4 protein-coding genes are annotated in these 3019 nt (G+C 43.7%); all 4 read right to left on the reverse strand.

Annotation, left to right across the window (positions count from 1 at the left end; genetic code table 11):
• Positions 1 to 101: 101 nt before the first annotated feature.
• Positions 102 to 752: a hypothetical protein gene (locus SJI19_RS24400; protein WP_323480826.1), complete on the reverse strand. Its 651-nt coding sequence runs from the start codon at positions 750 to 752 to the stop codon at positions 102 to 104.
• Positions 752 to 1462 (reverse strand): hypothetical protein, encoded by a 711-nt coding sequence (locus SJI19_RS24405; RefSeq protein WP_323480827.1) that lies wholly within the window; start codon positions 1460 to 1462, stop codon positions 752 to 754. Before SJI19_RS24405 ends, SJI19_RS24400 begins: the two co-directional genes overlap by 1 nt.
• 2 nt (positions 1463 to 1464) lie before the next feature.
• The gene (locus SJI19_RS24410; protein WP_323480828.1) at positions 1465 to 2118 is read right to left on the reverse strand and encodes a hypothetical protein; all 654 of its coding nucleotides are present in this window, start codon (positions 2116 to 2118) and stop codon (positions 1465 to 1467) included.
• Positions 2119 to 2358: 240 nt separating this feature from the next.
• The gene (locus SJI19_RS24415) at positions 2359 to 2916 is read right to left on the reverse strand and encodes a hypothetical protein (protein WP_323480829.1); all 558 of its coding nucleotides are present in this window, start codon (positions 2914 to 2916) and stop codon (positions 2359 to 2361) included.
• Positions 2917 to 3019: the final 103 nt, after the last annotated feature.

Consider the following 3019-nt stretch of genomic DNA (forward strand, 5'->3'; position numbering starts at 1 on the left):
GGAACAGGTCAGGTGCCCCATGCGAAAAACAACAAATCACTTTTTACAGGAGGTGGTTCAGTAGGACTTCTTAGATGATTATTTCAATTGGCTATGCGCGTTTATTGAGCAATGAAAAAGTTGTCGCAATCTGAATCGACAGTTAGAGTTAAGTCAGAATCGTCAGGCCTGACTTTGAGTGTACTGGCATCATCATGATTTAACCCTTGATTATCGCTATGAGGACGCCAGTAACCATCGGTACAAAGCAGCAACACCTCTCCGTCTTGCCAACTAAAATTTACTTGGTCTGGCAATGTAAAGCGCCGGGCTTTTAGAACTCGTGTGAGGAAACTAGCGTAGCTATCATCTAACCTAGGGAAAGTGTTAACAATAATATGGGGCTCATTAACCCAGTTAATGTCGCAGTGATTGCTTATGCCCAATCTGCAATCGCCGACATAAATGACCTCTCCGCTACGATCTTTTAAGTCAATGTCAATCAGAGTATAACTGGCACTCTCGGTAAGATAGTCAGGGATCAGTGTCCTGTGAATGTCTTTCAGAAGCGACACGACTGATTCATGTTCTTGCTTTATGTAGCTCTTTAAAAGTGTTTTTGCCCAATATTCAGCCAGGCAACTGGGTGCTTTACCTTTATCTAATGCATCAACAATAACCGCAGAAAAATGGCCATTATTCGCTCTGATGGCCACATAATCATTATTGTTCTTACGTGATGAGCCTTTTTGACTTTTCCATGATATATACATTAGCATGAAGTCCTGGTGACTATCTCTTCAATGCGCTCAAATATAATGCGCTCACGCTGGGGACTGTTGTTACTTTGACTGCTCACTGCATACTCAAAATTACTGTCTTTCAGCAGTTGGCTAAGTTGCTCTGAGATAAACGCTTTAACTGTACCTGATGAATTGCTCAGTTCACTGATTAATTCCTCACGCCCGTCGATTAAGTTTATGATGTCCTCAATGTCGCGGCTTGTTAATGCGTCGCCCTTACCTCTGCCAAGCCAGGCTTCAAGTTTGGTGGCAACAAAATAGCCTGGAGAAACAAGCTTTATAGTGATGTCTTCATTAAGTTGATAATCAAAAGAATTTTCCATGGCTTCTTTATACCATCTGTTGCTGAAACCCAGAATAGATTCATCATCTGGCATAATATCCACACGCAGTTCATTCAGTTGCATTGCACAAATGGGGATGTCTTCATCTTTATCTGGGGCAACAATCTTGAATCCTTTCTTCTTTAATTCTTCCTGAAGAGCATTATATTTTGTATAACTAATTACATGAACAATTAAGTCCACATCATCTGTATGCCGGACTTGCTCTGCAGTGACTTCATCCGTCAGTAAAAGTGCAGTTGTACATCCTCCGACAAAAGTGACCTGCTTCACTAAATCAGACCCTAAAGCAAGAGCCACTTCGACCAGCATACGGTGTTGTTGTTTAGCTTCCATGATCACATCTCCGTAAACATCTTTTCCAGCATATTTGCGGCTAAACCCGCTTCACGCTGATTTCCGAGCCTGATAGCATCCACGAGAGCAAGCATTGCATATAAATCACCATCCTGCCGGACAGCATAAGGAACGGTATGAAATAAAGGTATCACTTTCAATCCTTTACTTTTTGCTCTTTCATCAGGCCAGACCGCGATTAACTCACCCGAGCTGAACAGCTTTTCATTTAACACAGGGGCAGAAAAAGAGGTGGCTATTCCGCGTGTCAATTCTCCCATCCTGACGGGGAAGACATACCTTATTCCGTAGATAACAAATTCGAGCAGGGATTTCTTATTTGTTCTCGGTACACCATATTTACGGTCTTTCTTGGCAAGACCAATATCCGTGCATCGCCTAATAGAATCTGCTATTTGTGTTTTACTTATACCCGTGGTTTTTTCTAGGCCACGAACGGTATAAAGACTCTCACGGTAAGCTTCAATCTCACTAAATTCAATGATTCCTTTCTGCTTCAACTCCTCTTCTTCTGTGATGTCCCAGTCCTGCCATAACTCAGGTCGTGGCCTTAAGTTTTCGGTACCGTTTAGATGCTTTTCCTGACGTTGCAGCGATACCAGCTTCAGCAACAACAAAATATCTTGACCTTTCATATCGCCCACCCCCCCAATTGTCCTATGTCCCGGGACACAGGACAATGCTGGATTTTTTAAAGAAATAAAGCAAGTAAAATTTCCGGTTGAGCCATCTCAGGGAGAATGAGGCGAGGTTTGTTACTGGCCTCATTCATCCGCAGGCAGAGGCATGGGGGATGATCTTAACACGGCGTAATATTATCAACGTCCGTTTCTGGCACAAAGTCGCCCGCAGGAACCTTGACCGGCTAAGCGCGATTAACTGCCGCCGATAAGGTGGTGACAACGGTTTGTGGCATCCCAGTTTGGCTCCACTGGCGTTTTAAATTCAGAAAACAGTTTAGCGGGTTCGGTATAGACGGTAACGGCATAGTCGGCTGGGATTTCCCGCACGCCATAGTGAGAGTCAAGAAAATAGCGCTTTCCAGGTTGCGGGATGAATGAAGCCCACCGGGATTCTACGTATCCCGCTTTGTTGTACTTCTGTGTTCCGTCACCCCACGGTCCTGTGGCATTGAGTTGCTGAAAAGCCATCAGACGTCCTGGCTGAACTTTACCGGTTAGAACTCGCCCTTCTGAGGGAAAGAAATTTGAATCCAGTTCGTAACGTTCAGCCCTATTAAAGCACGCACCTTTCTTTTCATAGATAGAGAGATAGAACGTACCCACAAAACCTTTTGGATTTTTTACGACAACGGTAGCGGCATCCTTACCTTCATAATTTCTGTAATCAAGGGGCAGCAAGGCAGAGCATCCGGCCAGTAAAAAAACTGAGAAGAGTGCAGTAACTTTATGATAAGTAGAATATAAAAGCATGAGCTTTCTGTTCCAGATATGAAATGTATCTGATGCTATCGGCCGATCCAGGTGCAAACTTTATTGTTGTTGTCTGTTTTGAACCATCAGTGGCGTTCTAAAA

It is taken from the genome of Acerihabitans sp. TG2 (genome assembly GCF_035013185.1).
Taxonomy (GTDB): Bacteria; Pseudomonadota; Gammaproteobacteria; order Enterobacterales; family Enterobacteriaceae; genus Acerihabitans.

Coding starts and splice junctions, on each gene's coding strand:
- SJI19_RS24400 (WP_323480826.1), bottom strand. CDS start 752: ATGTATATATCATGGAAAAGTCAAAAAGGCTCATCACGTAAGAACAAT.
- SJI19_RS24415 (WP_323480829.1), bottom strand. CDS start 2,916: ATGCTTTTATATTCTACTTATCATAAAGTTACTGCACTCTTCTCAGTT.
- SJI19_RS24405 (WP_323480827.1), bottom strand. CDS start 1,462: ATGGAAGCTAAACAACAACACCGTATGCTGGTCGAAGTGGCTCTTGCT.
- SJI19_RS24410 (WP_323480828.1), bottom strand. CDS start 2,118: ATGAAAGGTCAAGATATTTTGTTGTTGCTGAAGCTGGTATCGCTGCAA.